General features: G+C 68.8%; 17 protein-coding genes and 2 pseudogenes. 12 read left to right on the top strand and 7 right to left on the bottom strand.

Annotated elements, in window-relative coordinates:
* The 4 genes and pseudogenes from A9976_RS13080 to A9976_RS13065 all read left to right on the top strand — a co-directional run.
* Positions 1–1,164, top strand: a 1,164-nt coding sequence (locus tag A9976_RS13080; protein ID WP_409049542.1) for an InlB B-repeat-containing protein, incomplete at its 5' end; no start/stop codon positions are given.
* A gap of 17 nt (positions 1,165–1,181) precedes the next feature.
* Entirely contained in the window at positions 1,182–3,464 is a 2,283-nt protein-coding gene (locus A9976_RS13075; protein ID WP_183019362.1) for an Ig-like domain-containing protein, read from the top strand.
* A complete protein-coding gene (locus A9976_RS13070; RefSeq protein WP_183019361.1) occupies positions 3,461–4,402 on the top strand; it encodes an IPTL-CTERM sorting domain-containing protein in 942 nt (313 codons plus the stop codon). The genes A9976_RS13075 and A9976_RS13070 overlap by 4 nt, the downstream gene beginning before the upstream one ends.
* A gap of 101 nt (positions 4,403–4,503) precedes the next feature.
* Positions 4,504–5,131 (top strand): annotated as a pseudogene (locus tag A9976_RS13065) (LysR family transcriptional regulator); the annotation flags it as partial.
* Here the strand turns inward: A9976_RS13065 and A9976_RS13060 are convergent.
* Positions 5,117–5,368 (bottom strand): annotated as a pseudogene (locus tag A9976_RS13060) (helix-turn-helix domain-containing protein); the annotation flags it as partial. The pseudogenes A9976_RS13065 and A9976_RS13060 overlap by 15 nt on opposite strands.
* A gap of 463 nt (positions 5,369–5,831) precedes the next feature.
* On the opposite strand from A9976_RS13060, the gene A9976_RS13055 reads away from it, so the two are divergent.
* The 4 genes from A9976_RS13055 (at position 5,832) to A9976_RS13040 (ending at position 7,527) form a co-directional block, all read left to right on the top strand.
* Entirely contained in the window at positions 5,832–6,563 is a 732-nt protein-coding gene (locus A9976_RS13055; RefSeq protein WP_183019360.1) for a type 1 glutamine amidotransferase, read from the top strand.
* Between the two features lie 25 nt (positions 6,564–6,588).
* Positions 6,589–6,786, top strand: coding sequence for a class II D-tagatose-bisphosphate aldolase non-catalytic subunit (locus tag A9976_RS13050; protein ID WP_232245853.1), 198 nt, complete (start codon positions 6,589–6,591; stop codon positions 6,784–6,786).
* A gap of 96 nt (positions 6,787–6,882) precedes the next feature.
* Complete coding sequence (locus A9976_RS13045; protein WP_183019359.1) at positions 6,883–7,113, top strand: CopG family transcriptional regulator; 231 nt, start codon at positions 6,883–6,885, stop codon at positions 7,111–7,113.
* A gap of 9 nt (positions 7,114–7,122) precedes the next feature.
* Positions 7,123–7,527 (top strand): type II toxin-antitoxin system VapC family toxin, encoded by a 405-nt coding sequence (locus A9976_RS13040; protein ID WP_013802843.1) that lies wholly within the window; start codon positions 7,123–7,125, stop codon positions 7,525–7,527.
* 18 nt (positions 7,528–7,545) lie between these two features.
* Here A9976_RS13040 and A9976_RS13035 read toward each other — a convergent pair whose 3' ends face one another.
* Positions 7,546–8,463: a LysR family transcriptional regulator gene (locus tag A9976_RS13035; RefSeq protein WP_183019358.1), complete on the bottom strand. Its 918-nt coding sequence runs from the start codon at positions 8,461–8,463 to the stop codon at positions 7,546–7,548.
* 118 nt (positions 8,464–8,581) lie between these two features.
* Between A9976_RS13035 and A9976_RS13030 the strand changes: the two genes are divergently transcribed.
* Positions 8,582–9,625: a bile acid:sodium symporter family protein gene (locus tag A9976_RS13030; RefSeq protein WP_016448085.1), complete on the top strand. Its 1,044-nt coding sequence runs from the start codon at positions 8,582–8,584 to the stop codon at positions 9,623–9,625.
* 59 nt (positions 9,626–9,684) lie between these two features.
* On the opposite strand, the gene A9976_RS13025 is transcribed toward A9976_RS13030, so the two are convergent.
* The 5 genes from A9976_RS13025 to A9976_RS13005 form a co-directional block, all read right to left on the bottom strand.
* On the bottom strand, positions 9,685–10,785 hold the full coding sequence (locus A9976_RS13025; protein ID WP_183019357.1) for a DUF6817 domain-containing protein: 1,101 nt from the start codon (positions 10,783–10,785) through the stop codon (positions 9,685–9,687).
* On the bottom strand, positions 10,782–11,312 hold the full coding sequence (locus tag A9976_RS13020; RefSeq protein ID WP_183019356.1) for a cupin domain-containing protein: 531 nt from the start codon (positions 11,310–11,312) through the stop codon (positions 10,782–10,784). The genes A9976_RS13025 and A9976_RS13020 overlap by 4 nt, the downstream gene beginning before the upstream one ends.
* Before the next feature lie 4 nt (positions 11,313–11,316).
* Positions 11,317–12,126 carry a MetQ/NlpA family ABC transporter substrate-binding protein gene (locus A9976_RS13015; RefSeq protein ID WP_141833261.1) on the bottom strand — a complete coding sequence of 270 codons (810 nt, stop codon included), beginning with the start codon at positions 12,124–12,126 and terminating at the stop codon, positions 11,317–11,319.
* A gap of 70 nt (positions 12,127–12,196) precedes the next feature.
* A complete protein-coding gene (locus tag A9976_RS13010) occupies positions 12,197–12,862 on the bottom strand; it encodes a methionine ABC transporter permease (protein ID WP_012205011.1) in 666 nt (221 codons plus the stop codon).
* 3 nt (positions 12,863–12,865) lie between these two features.
* Complete coding sequence (locus A9976_RS13005; protein ID WP_012205010.1) at positions 12,866–13,912, bottom strand: methionine ABC transporter ATP-binding protein; 1,047 nt, start codon at positions 13,910–13,912, stop codon at positions 12,866–12,868.
* Positions 13,913–14,344: 432 nt separating this feature from the next.
* Here A9976_RS13005 and A9976_RS13000 point away from each other — a divergent pair, with 432 nt between their 5' ends.
* Genes A9976_RS13000 through A9976_RS12990 form a run of 3 tightly spaced genes read left to right on the top strand, consistent with a single transcriptional unit; the run spans position 14,345 to position 19,292 of the window.
* Positions 14,345–17,266: a xanthine dehydrogenase family protein molybdopterin-binding subunit gene (locus A9976_RS13000; RefSeq protein WP_183019355.1), complete on the top strand. Its 2,922-nt coding sequence runs from the start codon at positions 14,345–14,347 to the stop codon at positions 17,264–17,266.
* Positions 17,263–17,850 (top strand): (2Fe-2S)-binding protein, encoded by a 588-nt coding sequence (locus A9976_RS12995; protein WP_183019354.1) that lies wholly within the window; start codon positions 17,263–17,265, stop codon positions 17,848–17,850. Before A9976_RS13000 ends, A9976_RS12995 begins: the two co-directional genes overlap by 4 nt.
* Positions 17,851–17,855: 5 nt before the next feature.
* On the top strand, positions 17,856–19,292 hold the full coding sequence (locus tag A9976_RS12990; RefSeq protein ID WP_183019353.1) for a cytochrome c: 1,437 nt from the start codon (positions 17,856–17,858) through the stop codon (positions 19,290–19,292).
* The last annotated feature ends 83 nt before the right edge of the window (positions 19,293–19,375 follow it).

Raw genomic sequence — 19,375 nt, 5'->3', positions numbered from 1 at the left:
GGCTACGCCGTGCTGGGCACCACCTGGGTCGGCGGCGGAGGCGGCGCAGGCGGTGGCTCAGGCAGCAACGGCGGCGCAGCGGCGGGCGGCATCTACAACGCTCCGGGCGCTTCGCTCACCCTGCAGGGCGCGGGCTGCTCCGTCACCGCGAACCTGGCGGCGGGCGGCGGCGGTGCCGGGTACCGCGGCGGCGGCCGGGCCGTGGGCGGCGTCTGGAACGACGGCACACTCATCCTGGCACCCGAATGCGCCGCAGCCATCGGCGGCAACGCGGCCGGCGCGGGGCGCGATGGACAGGGTGGGGGCTTCGCCCCCGCCGCGGCCGATGGTGCCTGGCCCCTCACGGTGCAGGCCGGTGCGGGCGTCACGGTGAACGCCAGCGCCGCGCCCATTCCGCTCACGGGCGGCATCGCCGCCTGCACCAGCGCAGGCGGTGCCAATTGCAGCGCCATCCATGCGGCAGGCGATGTGGTCGCGCTGACCGCCAATGCGCCCCCCGCGGGCCAGCAGATCGTGTGGAGCGAAGGCTGCGTTGCGGACAGCAGCAATCCCTTGCGCGCCATCGCCACGATGGACGCATCCCGCCTGTGCAAGGCCGTGCTGGCGGCCAGCACCTATGCCATCACCGCCCTGGCCGATCCCACGGACGGCGGCACGCTGGACTGCCCCACGACGGCGCAGCACGGCAGCGTCGCGGCGTGCACTGCGCATCCGGCCGCCGGCCATGCCACACAGTCCATCAGCGGCTGCGGCGGCACGCCCACGGCGCCGGGGGTGGATGGCTACAGCACCGCCGCCATCACCGCCGCCTGCACGGTCACGGCGCAGTTCGTGCTGATCGACCACGCCATCACCGCCAGTGCCTCGGCCGGCGGCTCCATCGCCTGCCCGGCGACGGTGCAGCATGGCGGCAGCGCCACCTGCACGGCCACGCCCGAGCAGGGCTTTCACCTGGACCACTTCATCGGTTGCGACGGCGCCAGCGGCACCACCTGCCAGCTCACCAACGTGCAAGCCCCCAGGGCCGTGGTTGCCGTGTTCGCGGCGCCGCCCATGCCTGCCGCCATCCCCACGCTGTCGCAGTGGGGGGTGCTGCTGTCCGGGCTGATAATTTGGGGATTTTTTGGCCTCCAGCGCCCGTACATCAAGCACAAGCAGCTATAGAAACAGGAGTCAACCCCATGCCCATGCGCCACCTGATCCGCTTATGTGCGCTGGCCATGTGCCTGCTGTGGGGCAGCGCGCAGGCCCAGGTCACCGCCACACCTCTGACCATCGAGCGGGCCTACAACATCTGGGGCCCCGTCACGTTCTCGGCCACCGACGCCACGCCCGGCGGGCCATATGCCGCTACCTACGCCATCGCGTCGCCGCCCACGCATGGCAGCTTGGACGCCATCGTCGATGGCGCGGCGAATTACCACCCGAATGCGGACTACGTGGGCGAAGACAGCTTCACTTACACCGCCCGCACGGCCAACGGCACGTCGGCCCCCGCCACGGTGCGCATCACCATGCAGCCGCCCGTGGCCCCCGTGGCGTATGACGGCCACTTCCACGTGCGCTTCAACACCCTGGCAGACCTGGGCCTGATCGGGCGCAACCCCAACGCGGGCTCTCATGCTCGGGTGTACTTCGAGCCGGTCGCCCCGCCCGCGCACGGCGACGTGGTGTTTGGCCCGTACAACTACGTGGCGTACACGCCCCATGCAGGCTATGCGGGGCCGGACGCCTTCACCTTCCGCGTCCGCCACCCCGTGTGGGGCACTTCCAACGTGGCCACCGCCAGCATCACCGTGGCCCCTGCCGCGCTGCCGCTGGCCTACCCCGGCACCCACTACGTACCGCACGGCACGGCCATGCCCATGGCGCTGACGGCGCAAGACACCAACACCGGTGGCCCCTTCGCGCTGGCCTATGCCGTGGCCACGCCTCCCGCGCACGGCAGCGTGGCCATCGCAGGCAGCACCGCCACCTACACGCCCGCCAGCGGCACCTGGGGGCCGGACAGCTTCAGCTTCACCGCCACCTCGGCCAACGGCACATCCGCACCCGCCGCCGTGCGCGTGCTGGTGGGCCAGCCGGTCACGCTGGGCCTGCCCGGCGGGCGCAACGACACCGGCCAGACCGCCTGCACCGACACGGCGGGCACCGCCATCGCCTGCGCCGCGCTCACCGCCCACCCTGGCCAGGACGGGCGCTTTGGCCGCGACGCGCAGGCAGGCGCGGCGGCCTTCGACTACGTGGCCGATGGCGGCTGCGTCGTTGACCGCGTCACGGGCCTCACCTGGTCGGCCGACACGCTGCCCGCCCGCACCTGGGCCCAGGCGGCCAGCGCCACGGACAACCGCTGCGGCATCGCCACCGGCTGGCGCCTGCCCACGCGGCGCGAGCTGCTGACCCTGGTGCACCACGGCGCCAGCAACCCGGCCAGTGCATTCCCTGGCACGCAAAGCGCGCCGTACTGGAGCAGCGACGCGCAAGCTGGCCAAGCCTGGGCCGTGGATTTTGCCGACGGCGGCACGCGCCGCATCGCGCAAACCGAGGCCCACGCCGCCCGCCTGGTGGCGCTGCCCGCCAACCAGCCGCCCACCCTCACGCTGGGCGCGGCGGAAATCGTGCGGTCCAACAACGAAATGCCCGGCCCGCGCAGCTACCCCGGCTGGGCCACCGGCATCACGCCCGGCCCCGCGCGCGAGGCCGGGCAGCAACTGATCGCCACCGTGCGCCTGCTGCCCGTGCCGGGCGTGAAGATGCTGGAGTTTGACGAGGCGCCCACCCTCGACCCCACCACGGGCGAGCTGCGCTTTACCGTGCTGCACCGCATCTATTCCGAAGGCGTGCTGGCGGGCCAGGACGTTTACTACTGGACCTCGTCCGCCGGGCGCGTGCGCGTCGAGGTCACGCTGCAAGACGACGGCGGCACCGCGGGCGGCGGGGCAGACACCACCGTCAAGAGCTTCGAGATCGCCGTTCAGCACGTGCCCACCGCCGACGAGGTCAACATCAAGCACCCCTGGAAGGCCGCCTGCATCCCCGTCACCTTGAGCGCGCACGACATCGACACCGATCCGAAGACCGACGTCCTCTTTCCGCTGCGCTACTGGCCGCTGTTCCAGATCAAGGTACATCCCGAAGAGGGGTACCTGACCGATTACGTCGGCAGCTCGCAATCGCTGGCGGCGCAGGGCCCCAGCGCGGGCACCCGCAAAAGCATCAGCGTGCCGCTGGGCGACACCGTCGATTCCGTGCAGCACATGGGCGTCACGGGCAGACTCGCGCCGGTGCCCGGCCCCGTCAGCCCCTGGGGCTTCTTCGGCACCACCGTCTGCTACGTGCCCATCAGCAGCACCTTCACCGGCTTCGACACGTTCACCTACACCGCCATCGATGTCGATGGCAACGAGAGCGCGCCTGCCTCGGTGACGATCGAAATCTTCGAGGTCAAGGTACCACCCATATGAAGCACCTCACCTCCATGGCCATAGCCCTGCTGGCCTGCACCGCCCAGGCTGCCCCGCTGCAATGGGACGCCTGCCCCTGGGGCCAGACCGCATCGGGCGCCTGCACCGGCGCCCCCGCGCTGCTCACCTGGCAGCAGGCGCTGCAAGCGGCCAGCCAAGCCAACGCCGCGCTCCACCAAGGCCAAGCCGACTGGCGCGTGCCCAACCGCACCGAGCTGGAGTCCACCGTCGATCTGGCCGCGCCGGGCGCGGGCGCCTACTGGTCGTCCACCAGCTACCACCCCGCGCCCACACGCGCCTGGACGGTGGATTTTGGCGACGGTGCCTCCAGCCCCGCCAACAAGACCGCGCTGCTGGCCCTGCGCCTGGTGCGCGGCGGCGATGCGTACCAACTGCCAGGCCCTTTCACCACGCCCGCGCTGCCATTACCCAGCCAGCCGGGCCAACCCGGCCAACCGCAGCCCACGGCGCAGGCCACGGTGTCGGGCGGCGGTGGCACCTGTAGTTTCAGCAGCGCGCGCTTCATCAGCGCCGCCACGCTGCCCGCGCCGCCTGCACAGGTGCAACTGGCGGCCGACCCGTTCGAGTTCGTGCTTGACGGCTGCACACCCGGCAGCACGGTGCAGATCACCATCACCTACCCGCAGCCGTTGCCCGCTGGCGCGCAGTATTGGAAGCATGGCCCACGCCCCGGTCAGGCGGCGGGCTGGTATGCCTACAGCCGCGCCACGGCGGGCGGCAACACCGTGGTGCTCACGCTGACCGACGGCGCGCTGGGCGACGACGATCTGGACGCCACCAATGGCCGCATCGTGGACGCTGGGGCTCCGGCCATGGCGGGTGGGCCAGCAGCCATTCCAACGCTAAGTCAGTGGGGCATGTTGCTGTTATCTGGACTCATGGTTGTGCCGGGGCTACGGCTGCGCCGAAAAATTTAGGGTTTGAAAGCCACCAGGGCCGACGCATCGTTCGTTGGTTTCACAAAAATTTTGCACGGTGAAGTTGACTGGCTTTGGGGGGTACAGAAAGGAAGACTGTCATGGATATCAGGCATCTGCGATGTTTTCTGGCAGTGGCAGAGGAACTGCATTTCGCCCGTGCCGCCGCGCGGCTGAACATGGAGCAGTCGCCGCTGTCGCGCACCATCCGCGAGTTGGAGGAAGACCTGGGCATGCAGTTGTTCGTGCGCACCAGCCGCAGCACGCGGCTGACGCTGGCGGGTAGGCTGTTCCTGGAGCAGGCGCGTGAGAGTGTGAAGGCGGCCAACGGCTTTCACGGGCAGTTCGCATTGCGCTGTCCGACGGCACTACCCCTCGCGCTTGCCGGCCTTGCTGGCCCGTTGCCGCGAAGAAGACCCCGAAATCGAGATCCGCCTGTTCGATGTGCCCCTGGCCCAGCAGATCAAGGGCCTGCATGACGACTTGTACGACGCCGGTTTCTCCATGGCCGAGGACGCAGGCGACGGCATTTTGGTCGAGCCCGCATGGGAAGACGAACCGATGGTGGCGGTGCCGGCACGCCATCCCGTGCTCAGCCACAAGCGCATTCCATTGCAAGAGGTGCTGCGCTACCCGCTGGCCTAGGGCGACCCGGCTTTTTGCGAGGGACATGCCAGCCAGGTAGACCGCATCTTGCGCCAACAGGCCCAGGAACCGCTGATCGCGCAGCTCAATGATGGCCCGGCGCTGTGCGTGGCTGATCGCCTGATTGTTACCGTGAGGCCTGCGACTGCGCTCTTGCAATCCATCCATGCCCAGTTGGCGGTAACGCTCAACCCACTTGCAGGCCGTCTTGCGGCTGATGCCGCAGCGCCTGCACAGTTCGCTCAGCGGCACGCCACCGCGCAGGTGGTCGGCTATGAAGAGCAGTTTCTCGTCCATGGGTGCGCACTCCTTCCAGGGCATGGTGGTCGCTCCTTGGCTGCTGTTGGCTACAGCTGCCAAGCTTGGATCTGTTACCCATGTCCTTGGTCACCTATGAGTGTGAGTCGTACCCCTAGTCCACGACGCCGCAGTCACTTCAGGCGGCCCAAAATAGAGCTAACCTGGCGCCCCATATAGCGTTTCAAGCCTTTTGTAATTTGCACAAAGGACTTGACGAGAGCAATTTTTTGTCGCTGGGCCGCCCCAAGGCAAAAAACGCCCCTTCGGGGGACAGCGGACGTTGCACAGCAAGGGGGCCGTGGGGTTTAGGGGTTACAGCCTCGATGCGCACCGTGCGCGTTGACATACCCGCGCAAGTCCGGTCCCTGCCGGGCTAAATGCCTTCTTGATGGCATGGGCCGCAAACTCAACCCGCTCTTGAGACGCCCGTCCCTACAGTGAAGGCCTCGCAACAAAAAGGCTTCCCGCGTGAAGCCATTCCGCCATGAGACCTGTCGCCATCCTCCAGCACGAATCCGCCCAGGGCCCCGGTGTCCTGCGCGAACACCTGGAGCAGCAATGCGTTCCCTACCGCCTGCTGCATCCAATCCTGGAAGGCCGCACGCCCCTGCAGGCGCGCGACTACAGCGGCATCGTGGTGCTGGGCAGCAACCATTGCGTGAACGAGGGCCTGCCGTGGATGGAGGATGAACAAGCCCTGCTGGTCGATGCGCTGCGCAGCGACATCCCCGTGCTCGGCCACTGCTTTGGCGCACAGATGCTGGCGCGTGCCATGGGCGCCAGGGTCTGGCGCAACCCCTGCCCCAACATTGGCTGGAGCCGCATCTGGGTGACGGCCGCCGCGCAGCAGATCATGGACCTGCCGCGCGAGGCCACGATTTTTCATTGGCACTACGACACCTTCGAGATCCCGCGCGGCGCCGTGCGCACCATGTACGGCAGCCATTGCCTGAACAAGGGTTTTCGACATGGCCGGCACTGGGCCTTCCAGGGCCATATGGAGGTGACCGCCGCCAGCGTGGCTGCCTGGTGCACCGAAGGCCATGACGAGCTGCTGCGCGCACGCGGCCCCGCGGCGCAGACCGAGAGCGAGATCCTGCGTCACCTGGACCTGCGCATTCCCGTGCTGAACGCCCTGGCCCACCGGACCTACCGGGCCTGGACGGCGCAGCTTCAGCGGCCCGTGGTCGTGGCCCTGGGCGCGGCCAGCCGGTAGCCTCTCCGAACCAGCCGACCCCACGGTGAACGCCGCCGTGGCGCGGCTGCCGGACGACCTGTCCGCCTGCACCCTGCCCGAGAACATGCTCAGCCAGTTCCTGCCAGCCCAATACCAGGCCGTGCGCGCCGGGCGGCTTGCGCCCTCGCCCCACGCGCTGGTGCTGGACCGCGTGCGCGAGGCGATCAGGCCGTATGCGGCGGCCTGTGGGGGTGTTGTGTGATGCGCCAGCCTCGTAGGGGAACTGGGTCTTGAACTGGGCAATTATGTTTGCACATATACTTTTTGAACCCGTTCCCCAGCTCAAGGAGTAGCTGCCATGTCGCAAATCACACTCTATTTGGACGACACCACCCAAGCTCTGGTGGAAGAGGCGGCCAGAGCCAATGGCATGTCCAAGAGCCGCTGGGTCGCCGAGATCATTCGCAAGTACGCAGCGCATGAATGGCCTCAGGATTGCATTGAGCTGGCAGGTCGCTTCGCCGATTTCCCTCTTGCGAACGAACATAACGCTCCAGTTGCCGCCGATGTGCCTCGAGACGGCTATTGACATGCGGCCATGCTGATCCTCGACAGCAACACCATCAGCTATTACTTTCGCGGAGACCCGCAGGTAGTGCCTCGCCTGCAGGCTTTGCGCCCCACCGACATCGGCGTACCGGCCATCGTGGAGTACGAGCTGCGTTATGGACTGCAACGCTTGCCGCCAGCCGCCTCCGCGCCTCGTCTTGAGGCATTGGTGCAACTCCTGCGCCCCATGCAGTTGCTGGCATTCGACAGCGAATGCGCGACTCATGCCGCCCGCATACGCGCAGCGCTGGAGGCCAAGGGCACGCCGATAGGACCGCATGACACCTTGATCGCAGCAACTGCATTGCGCCATCAGGCAGCGCTGGTCACCCGCAATATCCGGGAGTTTTCTCGTGTGCCCGACTTGCAGTGCTTGAACTGGCACATGGATTGATCCTCGCCCACCACAGCCTCACAGCAGCCCCGCCTCCCCCCTGATCAAATCCCAAACGCTCTGCGCCACGGGCGACAGCTCGCGCTGGCGGCGGCGCACCAGCATGATGTCGCGCTGCACGCGCGGCAGCAGGGGACGGCTTGCGAGGGCGTCGGGGGTGGTGGCGCCACTCGCGGGAGTTCGCCATTCCTGCGGCACGGCCAGTTCCGGCACCACGCTCAGGCCCAGGCCGGCCTGGAGCATGCAGAAGATGGTGGTGGTGTGGCCGACTTCCTGGACCACGGCGGCCTCGGCGTCGTGGGCCTGCAGCGCGGCGTCGATCAGGCGGCGGCTGCCGGAGGCGTGGTCCAGCAGCACCAGCGGCTGGCCGGCCAGGTCGCTCCAGGCTACCTGGCGCTTGCGGGCCAGCCGGTGCGTGGCCGGGCAGACCAGGCAAAAGGGCTCGCTGAGTATGGTTTCGCAGTGCAGGTCGTCGCGGCCCTGCGGGTCGATGACCACGCCGAAGTCCACCTCGCCGCTGCGCACGCTTTGCAGCACATCGCTCTGGATGCGGTCCAGCAGCAGCAGCTCGATGCCCGGCGCCTGCTCGCGGCAGCGCGCAATGCAGCGCGGCATCAGGTGCGCCGACAGCGTGGGGCTGCTGGCCACGCGCACCTTGCCCAGTCGCTGGGTGGCCAGGCCGCTGACTTCGAGCAGGCATTCATCCAGCGCGTCCAGCACGCGCGTGGCATGGCCCTGCAGCAGGCGGCCGGCGTCGGTCAGTTCCACCTCGCGCGTGGTGCGGTGCAAAAGCTGCACGCCCAGGGCCTGCTCCAGCTCGGTGACGTTGCGGCTGACGGCGGGCTGGGTCAGCGCCATCAGCTCGCCCGCGCGGCTGAAGTTGCGGCTTTCCGCCACGGCCAGGAAGGCGCGCAGCTGGCGCAGGCTGATGTTCATACGGAAAAATTATAAAACCATCAGATAAATCCATTTCTCTTTTCAATGGCCGTGGCGTCCAATCGGGGCCTTGCAGCCTGGCTGCACGAACCGATAGTTAGTTGGAGAGAGTTTCCCCATGGCACGCCCCCGCTTCGCCCCTGACAATTTCACGCTGATGCTGCTGTCCACCGTGGCACTGGCCAGCTTCCTGCCCGCCTCGGGCACCGTCTCGCAATGGCTGGAGGTGGCGACCACGCTCATGGTCAGCCTGCTGTTCTTCCTGCACGGCGCCAAGCTCTCGCGCGAGGCCATCTTTGCCGGCATAGGCCACTGGCGCCTGCACCTGACCATCTTCGCGGCCACCTTCGTGCTCTTTCCCCTGCTGGGCTGGGCGCTGCGCCCCGTGCTGGAGCCGCTGGTCACGCCCGAGATGTACATGGGCGTGCTCTTCCTGTGCACGCTGCCGGCCACGGTGCAATCGGCCATCGCCTTCACGGCCATGGCGCGCGGCAACATGCCCGCTGCCGTGTGCAGCGCATCGGCCTCCACGCTGATGGGCATCGTGATCACGCCCATCCTGGTCAGCATGCTGCTGCACAAGAGCGCCGAGGGCGGCGATGCGCTGCAGGCCATCGGCAAGATCGCGCTGCAACTGCTGCTGCCCTTTGTGCTGGGCCATCTGCTGCGGCCCGTGATCGGCGGCTTCATCTCGCGCCATGCCAAGCGCGTGAAGTTCGTGGACCAGGGCTCCATCCTGCTGGTGGTGTACACGGCCTTCAGCGCCGCCGTCATCAGTGGCCTGTGGCAGCAGACGCCCCTGCCCGCGCTGCTGGGCCTGCTGCTGCTGTCGTCCATCCTGCTGGCCCTGGTGCTGGTCATCACCTCGTGGACGGCGCGCCGCCTGGGCTTTTCCAAGGAGGACGAGATCACCCTGGTGTTCTGCGGCTCCAAGAAGAGCCTGGTCAGCGGCGTGCCCATGGCCAAGGTGCTGTTCGAGTCCAGCGCCGTGGGCGCCATCGTGCTGCCGCTGATGATCTTCCACCAACTGCAGCTCATGGTCTGCGCCGTGCTGGCCCAGCGCTATGCGCGCCGGCCCATGCACCCCGAGGCAATCGAGGACGGCGCCGCGCCCGCCAGCGCTGCGCCGGCCGCCAAGGCCGAGACGGCGCCGGCCAAATAAGGCGCGGGCACGCGCCCATCACAAAAAAGCCTGGCTCTCGCGCCAGGCTTTTTTGCATCTCAGCCCTTCAGGGCCAGGTTGTTGAGCTTGTCCAGGCGCTCGGGCCAGCTTCCCTGCTGCGCCGACTGCAGCAGGATGCGCGTCCAGGCGATCCAGGCGTCCCACTGCACGCGCTTGTCCCAGGCATTGCCCCAGCCGCAGAAGCACTGCAGCGCGCTGGCGGCTGCGCGCGCGGCGTCGTCTGCGCGGCCGGCAGACAGGTAGAGCTGGGCCAGCACCATCTGCGGCTCGCCCACCCAGGGGTTCAGGCGCACGGCGCTTTCCAGCACGGCCGTGGCGGCGTCCAGGTCCACCAGCGGCTGGTCCAGCTGGATCACCGACCAGTACAGCGACACGGCAGCGGCCTCGTCGCCGGGCGACAGCTGCCGGCTGCAATGGTCGAACACCGGCGGCAGCGGCAGCTGGGCGCGCAGCGCCGGGTGCTGCAGCGCACGGCCCAGGTCGCTGATCTGGCTGAGCATGCGGCTGGCAGGCCGCATGGGACCGGGCCACAGCGAGGCCGCCCAGTGCACGCCCTGCTGCCGCTGGTTCTGCACCTGCGGAAACTGCGAGTAGATGTCTTCCTGCCAGCTGAACCACTGCTCCATGGCATCGGCCATGCTCACGATGGTGAAGGCCGCCACCTCATAGGCGCTCAGGCGCTGGCTGCGGCCTGCGGATTCCAGCGCCATGGAGCCGTCTTCGGCCAGGTCGCCGGCCAGGATCTTCTGCATGAACTGCGTGCGGCTCATGGTGCAGAACAGGTAGACCAGGTGCTCGGCGCCCTCGCCCACCAGTTCGCGCAGGCGGCCGCGCTCGCTGCCCGCGTCGAACTTGACCAGGTCCACGAAGGCGTTGCCGTAGACGCTGTGCAGCAGGCCCAGCAGGCGCACGTCGCGCGGCTGGCGCCACAGCGCCAGCGAACGCGCCACGCCCGCCAGGTGGTGGCGGAAGGTGCCGGCCTTGTGCCAGTCCTGGCCCACGCCGCGCGCCAGCACCACGGGCAGCACGGGGGCGAGGTCGGCATCCTTGGCCAGCCATTCCTCGTCGAGCAGGCCCTGGGCGCGCGTGAACAGCGCTTCGTCAAGTGTCTGGAACAGTGTCGGGACCGGCAGGCTCATGCGGGCACCTCCATGGCAGCGGCGGGCCGCTGGGTATATTGCGCCACCCAGCCAGCCGTGTCCGCGAACAAGCGCAGCGCCTTGATGCGCCGCGTGGCGGTCAGCGTGAAGCGGTGCTCCACGCCGGCCGGTATGCGCAGGTAGTCGCCGGGCTGCACGCGCAGCACGCGCTCTTGGCCGTGGGCATCGAAAAAGCCGAACAGGCCTTCGCCTTCGAGGATGTAGCGCACCTCGTCATCGGCATGGGTGTGGGGCTTGTCGAAGCGGTCCAGCGCCTGGTCCAGGCCCGGCGTGTCCGGGTGCAGCACGACCAGGTCCATGCTGTGGTAGCCATGGGCCACGCATTCGTCGACCACCAGCATGCCCACGGCCTGGACGACGGTGGCCTTGCCGCCGTCGTCCAGCTGGGCCTGCGCCAGCAGCGCGGCCAGGCCGGGCTCGGGCGCCAGCGGGCGGTGCTGCCATTGCACGCCGATGGCGGCCACGAAGTCCGCGTCGGAAACCCGGGGGGATTCGAGGGCACCCATGGTCTTACCAGGCCGCCGTGTAGGCGCCCTTGAACTGCGTGTCGATGAACTGGCGCACCTCGGGCGACTGGTAGGCCTTGACGAAGGCCTGCAGGCCGGCGTCCTTCTCATGGCCGGCGCGCGTGGCGATCAGCACGGTGACATAGGGCGTGTCCGTGGCTTCCAGCGCCAGCGAATCCTTTTGCGGCGACAGGCCTGCGGCCACGGCATAGCTGCTGTTGACGGCGGCGGCGTCCAGGTCGTCCAGCGAGCGCGCCAGCTGGGCGGCCTCCAGCTCCACGAAGCGCAGCTTCTTCGGATTGGCCGTGATGTCCAGCACCGAGGCACGCGCGCCCGCGCCGGTCTTCAGTTCGATCAGCTTCTGCGCGGCCAGCACCATCAGCGCGCGCGAGCCGTTGGTGGGGTCGTTGGGGATGCCCACGCGCGCACCGCTCTTGAGGTCGGCCAGGCTTTTGATCTTCTTGGAGTACACGCCCATCTGCTGGTTGACCGCACGGGCCACGGGCACGAGCTTGTAGCCGCGGTCCTTGTTCTGGGCGTCCATGAAGGGCTGGTGCTGGTAGATGTTGGCATCCAGCTCACCCTGCGACAGCGCCGCATTGGGCTGGATGAAGTCGCCGAACTCGACCAGCTTCACCTTCAGGCCGTTCTTCTCGGCCACCTTCCTGGCCACCTCAGCGATCTGGGCATGCGGGCCCGAGGTCACGCCGATGGTGACCGAGCCGTCGGCCGCGTGGGCCGGCAGCGCGGCCAGCCCGGCAAGGGGCAGGACGGCGGCCAGGGCCAGCGATTGAAGCAATGCGCGCTTTTTCATGGAATCCCTCTTTCAGACAATCTCGCGGCAGCTTGCCGCCCCGGCCGCGCCGGCCACCGGGGTGTGTGGATCAGCGGTGGCTCAACCTGCGCACCGCCCAGTCGCCCAGGCTCTGGATGGCCTGCACGAAGAAGATCAGGATGATGACCACGGCCAGCATCACGTCGGGCAGGAAGCGCTGGTAGCCGTAGCGGATGCCCAGGTCGCCCAGGCCGCCGCCGCCGATGGCGCCGGCCATGGCCGAGTAGCCGGTCAGGCTTACGAAGCTGATGGTCAGGCCCGCCACGATGCCGGGCAGCGCCTCGGGCAGCAGGATCTTCCAGACGATCTGGCCCGTGGTGGCACCCATGGACTGGGCCGCTTCCACCAGGCCGTTGTCCACCTCGCGCAGCGCGGTCTCCACCAGCCGCGCCACGAAGGGCGCTGCCGCAATGGTCAGCGGCACCACGGCCGCCCAGGTGCCGATGGACGAGCCCGTGATCAGCCGCGTCAGCGGGATGATGGCCACCAGCAGGATGATGAAGGGGGTGGAGCGCAGCGCATTGACGATCCAGCCCACGATCTTGTTGGCCGGGCCGTTCTGCAGCACGCCGCCGTGGTCGGTCAGGCGCAGGAACACACCCAGGGGAATGCCGATCAGGCCGCCCACCAAGCCAGAGACGCCGACCATGATGATGGTCTCCCACAGCGAGCTGACGAACAGCTCCAGCATCATTTCCGAAAAATTCTCAAACATCGCTCAATCCCTGGTGGAAACGATCTGCACCTGCACGCCCGTGGCGCGCAGATGATCCACGGCGGCATCGATCTTGGCCGCGTCGCCGCTGGCGAAGACGGCCAGCGAGCCGAAGGTCTGCTCCTGGATCTCGTCGATCTGGCCATGCAGGATGGACAGGTCCAGCCCCAGCTCGCGGATCAGGTGCGACAGGATGGGCTGGTAGGCGCTCTCGCCCGCATACGACAGGCGCAGCAGCCGGCCTTGCTGGCCCGGCGCCAGCTGGGCGGCCAGCGCATTCACGCGCACGGCCACCGACTCGGGCAGTTGCTGGGGAACGATCTCGTCGATCAGGCTGCGCGTGATGGCCTGCTGCGGGCGCGTGAACACGTCGATCACGGGGCCCAGCTCGGCAATCTCGCCGCCGTCGATCACGGCCACGCGGTCGGCGATCTGCTTGATCACCTGCATCTGGTGCGTGATCAGCACCACGGTCAGGCCCAGCTCGCGGTTGACCTTGCGCAGCAGGTCCAGGATGGAGCGCGTGGTCTCCGGGTCCAGTGCCGATGTGGCCTCGTCCGACAGCAGCACCTTGGGGTGGCTGGCCAGCGCGCGCGCAATGCCCACGCGCTGCTTTTGCCCGCCCGAGATCTGCGCCGGATAGCGGTCGCGCAGCGCGCTCAGGCCCACCAGGTCCAGCAGCGGGTCCACGCGCTTCTTGATGTCGTCGGCCGACATGCCCGCCATCTCCAGCGGCAGCGCGGCGTTGTCGAACACCGTGCGCGAGGACAGCAGGTTGAAATGCTGGAACACCATGCCGATGTCGCGGCGCGCCGTGCGCAGCTCGGCATCGCTGAGCTGCATCAGGTCACGGCCGCCCACCAGCACCTGGCCGGAGGTCGGGCGGTTGAGCAGGTTCAGGCAGCGCACCAGCGAGCTCTTGCCCGCGCCGCTGCGGCCGATGATGCCGAACACCTCGCCCGACTCGATCTGCAGGTTGATGCCCCGCAAGGCATGGACGGGCCCGGTGGGGCCCTTGTAGGTCAGGGAAAGATCCCGAATCTCGATCATGAAAAAACGCCACGGCGCAGGACGGCCTGGGGACGCCGCTGCGCATTGTTGGGAAGTGGGAGCAAATATAGGTTGCGCGTATAAAAACGCAAACTATAAAAACGAAAGTAATAAGAAGCCCCGGTAATGTCCGGGTTCTCGCCACTTTCTGCATAACCCTCAACTATGCCTGAATGTGGACACGCCATCGCCTTGCCGGGCTATGCGCGGTGCCCCGGGGCACTCCTGTGCAGGCCATCTCGCGTTGGCGTCTGATTGACAGGGCCTCCGCCCCGCTGCTTTTGCGGCCCGGCGGACCTGGAATGCTCCTGCTTTTGACGCTGGCGGGAAGCCGCCGCTGCCGCCGCGCTGACGCCAGAAGCAGCCTTTGCTGACAGGCCGCGCGGCATGCGCCCTCCTACAGTGGGCTCAACCCCACAGGAGAAGAGCGCCATGCGCCCAGAACAACACTCCGGCGCCGGCAGCCAGGCCGGCGCGGCTCCCTTGTCGCGGCGCGGCTTTCTGCAGGCCGCCAGCATCGCGGGCGTCAGCGTCTGGGTGGCGCCGCTGGCCAGCCAGGCCTATGCAGCCCTGTTCGAGGAGCGCGTACTCGGCAGCGTCCCGCGCGAGCCCGCCACCCAAATGCCGCGCTTTCGGCTCGATGGCCGCTCCAAGGTCATGGGCGCCAAGGTCTTCGCACGCGACATCCGCGCACGCGACATGCCGCACTGGCCCCCGCAGCAGTCCCATGCCTTCATCGTGCGCACCACGCTGGCCGACCGGCTGTTCGACGGCATGGACCTGTCGTCCCTGGACGGCGAGCTGGCGCCCGACCGCGTGGTCACGGCCGAAGACCTGGCGCGCGACGGCCTGGCCTTTCCCGAGTTCTATGGCGAAGACATGCTGCTGCCCGCAGGCAAGACCCCCGCCTACCTGGGCCAGGCCGTGGCCATCCTGATCTACCACGACTTCGCGCGCTTTCGCTTTGCCAAGGAAAGGCTGCAGGCCACGGCCGGCGTCATCCGCTACGGCCGCATCACGGGCGCGCTGGACCGTCCGCCCTGGGGCGTGTTCCGCTACGTGCGCCAGGGCGGCGCCACGGCCTTTGACGACGACGTGTTCTCCAGTCTGCGCGATGCCCCGCTGTTCCCCGCCGAACGCAAGCCGCTGGTCTGGCCGCAGATCTCCAAGGCCGACGCGGTCACGGCACGCGGCCTGCGTGCGGCCGAGCAGATCGCCCAGGAGCTGGCCACGCCGCCCGCCGACTGGCTGGTGCTGCAGCGCCACTACGCCACGCAATCGGTGGACACGGCCGCGCTGGAGCCCGACAACGCCAACTGCTGGTATGACGCGGCCACGCAAAGCCTGCACATGGTGCTGGCCACGCAGTCGCCGCACGAGGTGGCCGAATGGGCTGCGCAGATGGTGCAGGCCAGCAGGTTCCCGCTCAAGAACCTCTTCATCCACCCCTGCTACACGGTGGGCTACGGCTCCAAGGACCACGCACCCATGCCCTACTACGGCCTGGTCTGCGCGCTGTATGCGGACGGCAAGCCCGTGCGCCTGGCCAATGACCGGTTCGAGCAGTTCCAGTCCTCGCTCAAGCGCCATGCCTTCGAGATCGACTACACCATGGCCATCGACAGGAAGACCGGCCTCTTCCAGAGCCTGGTGGCCAGCATGACGGCCAATGGCGGCGGCCGGGCCAACTTCTCGCCCTCGGTCGCCATGGTCGGCGGCACGGCGGCGCAGTCCATCTACTACTTTCCCAAGAACGACATCACCGCCGTGGCCCTGGCCAGCCGCGCGCTGGACGCGGGCTCGGCACGCGGCTACGGCACGCTGCAGAGCATGGCGGCCACCGAGATGATGGTGGACGAAATCGCCGGGCTGCTGCAGATCGACCCCATCGAGCTGCGCCTGCGCAACGTGCTGACCTCGGGTGCCAAGAACACCCAGGGCGCCATTGCCGCCGGTGCCCTGCGCGCCGACGAGGTGCTGGAGCGCGCCCGCCGCCATCCGCTGTGGACCGAGCGCGCCAAGCGCAAGACCGCCTACGAGGCCAGCCACCCGGGCCAGCGCTACGGCGTGGGCTTTGCCTGCGTGCAAAAGGACTTCGGCACGGGCGGCGAGGCGGCCTTCGCCCGCATCGAGATATCGCCCCAGGGCCGCGTGCTGCTGCACCACTCGGGCACCGAGATCGGCACGGGCATGGGCACCTCGCAGGCCCAGCTGTGCGTGCAATGGTTCGGCAAGCCCGCCGACGAGCTGCAGACCGCCTGCCTGGACTGGCCGGAGCTGCCGCTCAAGGCCGAGGGCGACAACTACACCATGCCCCAGGCCGACCAGGACCGCTTCGCCACCCGGCCGCTGTGGACACCGGTCTACGCCTCGCCGGCCAGCGCCAGCAACTCGGCCTACTACTACAGCCACGCCACCAGCGAGACGGCGCGCGTGGTCTTCGAGCACGGCCTGTGGCCGGCCGCCGTCGCCATCTGGAGCCAGGGCACGGGCGGCGGCCAGAAGGCGCCCTATGTGGTGCGCCGCGAGGACGCTCGCTGGGTCAACGGCATGCTCACGGCCAACGGCATGCAGCCGCTGTCCCTGCAGGCCCTGGCCCAGAAGGCCCATGCCATGCAGCTGGTCACAGGCGCCGTGGGCCATACCTTCAACCGCTGGCAATGGGCCGAGGCCGACTTCGACATCCTGGGCACCAGCGCGCGCCGGCCGCTGGACGCGCTGGCCGTGCGCCTGGGCAGCGCGCCCGATGCTGGCGCCGTCACGCCGGCCCCTGACACCACCGACACGCCGCAGGCGGCCACGCCCGTCGAGGCCTCTGTCACCGCGCGGCGCAGCGCCGCCGGCTACCGCATGATTGCGCGGCGCAACCTGTTCTATCCGCCCATGCAGCGCAACAACGCGGGCGTCACCTACTACAGCGCCAATGCGGCCCTGGTCGAGCTGGCGGTGGACACGGGCACGGGCGCGGTCGAGCTGCTGGCCCACCACTCCATCATGGAGTGCGGGCGGCCCATCGTGCCCGAGCTGGTGCACGGCCAGCTCGAAGGCGGCATTGCCATGGGCATAGGCCATGCGCTGTACGAAACCATGCCGCTGTACGAGGGCGGCCCCGGCGACGGCAACTGGAACTTCCACCGCTACCACCTGCCGCGCGGCAGCGAGGTGGCGGTCTGGAAGCAGACGGCCGAGCTGCTGGCACCGTTGTCGGACACCGACCCACCCAAGGGCATTGCCGAGGTGGTGATGATTCCCATCGTCGCCGCCATCGTCAACGGACTGCACCACGCCATAGGCAAGCGCTTCCACGACCTGCCCGTGACCCCGCAAAAGATCAGGGAGGCACTCGCACCATGAGCCTTGTCCCGCGCCCCTTGTCGCTGACCGTCAACGGCCAGAGCGTCGGCCCCATGGACGTGCCCGAAGGCATGCCCATGATCGACTTCCTGCACGAATACCTGAACCTCACCGGCTCGCGCCTGGGCTGCGGCATCGGCGAATGCCGGGCCTGCACCATCATCGTGGACGGGCCCGAAGGCAGTCGCGAGATGCGCACCTGCATCACCGGCGCCCACTACTTCCAGGGCCGCAAGGTCCGCACCATCGAAGGCATTGCCGACCCGGCCGGCGCGGACACCGCGCCCCCGCCCTCGCCCGGCGCCCCGGGCCAGCCGCGCAAGGTCATCGCCATCAGCCCCGTGCAGCAGAAGTACCTGGAGCATTTCAGCTTCCAGTGCGGCTACTGCACGCCAGGCTTCGTCATCGCGGCCACGGTGCTGGTCGAGCGCCTGGTCAAGGCGCCCATCCGCGCGGCCGATGTGGAACAGGTCGTGGGCGAGGCGCTGCAGCCCCACCTGTGCCGCTGCACCGGCTATGTGCGCTACTACGCGGCCGTGAAGGACCTGGTCCTGAACACGCCCGGGCTGACCTTGAAAGGATGAGCGCCATGTCCGCCGCCGACCCCAGCGCAGCCACCCCCGCCGCCACCGCGCCACCTGCCGACTACAGCGGTGCCCGTCCCCCGCCACCGCGCAGGCCCAGGCGCCGCTGGCGCGGGCTGCTGCTCATCCTCCTGCTGCTGGCCGTGCTGTTTGCCATTGCCGCCGTCTGGGGCAACCGGCCCCATGTGCCGCAGCGCGAGCCGCAGGCCGTGCACCGCAGCCCCCAGCAGCTGGCCCAGGGCCTGTACCTGGCGCGCGCCGCCGACTGCATGGCCTGCCATGACGGGGTGGGCGGCGTGGGTGGCGCCCGGGAAGGCCGGCCCTTTGCGGGCGGCAAGCCCCTGCCCACGCCCTTCGGCACCCTCTACGGCACCAACATCACCCCCGACCCCGACCACGGCATAGGCCGCTGGACGGCCGAGGAATTCCACGCCGCCGTCACCCGCGGCACGGCGCCGGGCGGGCGCCAGCTCTACCCGGCCATGCCCTATGCCTCCTACCACCTGATGAGCCGCGAAGACTCCGACCTGATCTACGGCTACCTGATGAACATCCGGCCCGTGGCCCAGCCCAACACCAAGCCCGCCCTGCCCTTCCCGTTCAACCTGCGCGTGCTGATGTTCGGCTGGAAGACGCTGTTCCTGTCCAGCGCGCCGCTGCCCGTGGGCTCTCAGGGCCAGAGCCCGGCCTGGCTGCGCGGCCAGTATCTGGGCAATGTCATGGGCCACTGCGCCGAATGCCACACGCCGCGCGGCATGTTCGGCCAGATGCAGAAGGACCGCTGGCTGCAGGGCGGCACGCTGTCGCTGTTCACGGCCCCCGGCATCACCGCCGAAGCCCTGGCCGCACGCGGCTGGACGCGCGAGGGCATGGCCCAGTTCCTGCAGACGGGCTTCTCGGCCCACGGCAGCGCCTTCGATGAAATGCACGAGGTCATCGCCAACAGCACCCGATACCTCACAGCCGAGGACATGACGGCGCTGTCCACCTTCCTGCTGGGCGACAACCCGCCCGCGCCCCAGCCGCTGCCGGCCGCCGCGCCCCCGGATTCCGGCACCGGCAACAGCTCCGGCGCGGGCACGCTGGACGCGGGCCGGGGCCACTACATGGCGCTGTGCGCCAGCTGCCACGGCAGCGAAGGCCTGGGCCGCAGCCTCACCATGCCCCCGCTCAAGGGCAACAGCACCGTGCGCCAGGCCGACGCCCGCAACCTGGTGCTGGCCATCCTCGTCGGCCTGCCCAAGCACCCGGCCACCCGGCTGGGCCCCACGCCCCTGCCCGGCATGCCCGGCTTCATGCAGGAGTTGACCGATGGCGAAGTCGCCGCCCTGGCCAACTACACCCGTGCCACCATGGGCGGCCAGCCCGCCGACGTGAACGCCGCCCAGGTGGCCGACCTGCGCAGCGCAGCGGGCAAGGCGGGACACAGGCCAGCGCCCTGAAACCCCGGCCTGCTCTGCAGGCCCTAGCCCGCATGCCCGCGCCTGCGTCGTGGCGGTTGCGGGGTTACAGTCCTGCCGAAGGG

It is taken from the genome of Delftia sp. UME58 (assembly GCF_014170385.1).
GTDB classification, from domain to species: domain Bacteria; phylum Pseudomonadota; class Gammaproteobacteria; order Burkholderiales; family Burkholderiaceae_C; genus Comamonas; species Comamonas acidovorans.
This window is presented reverse-complemented; position numbering and strand designations above follow the sequence as displayed.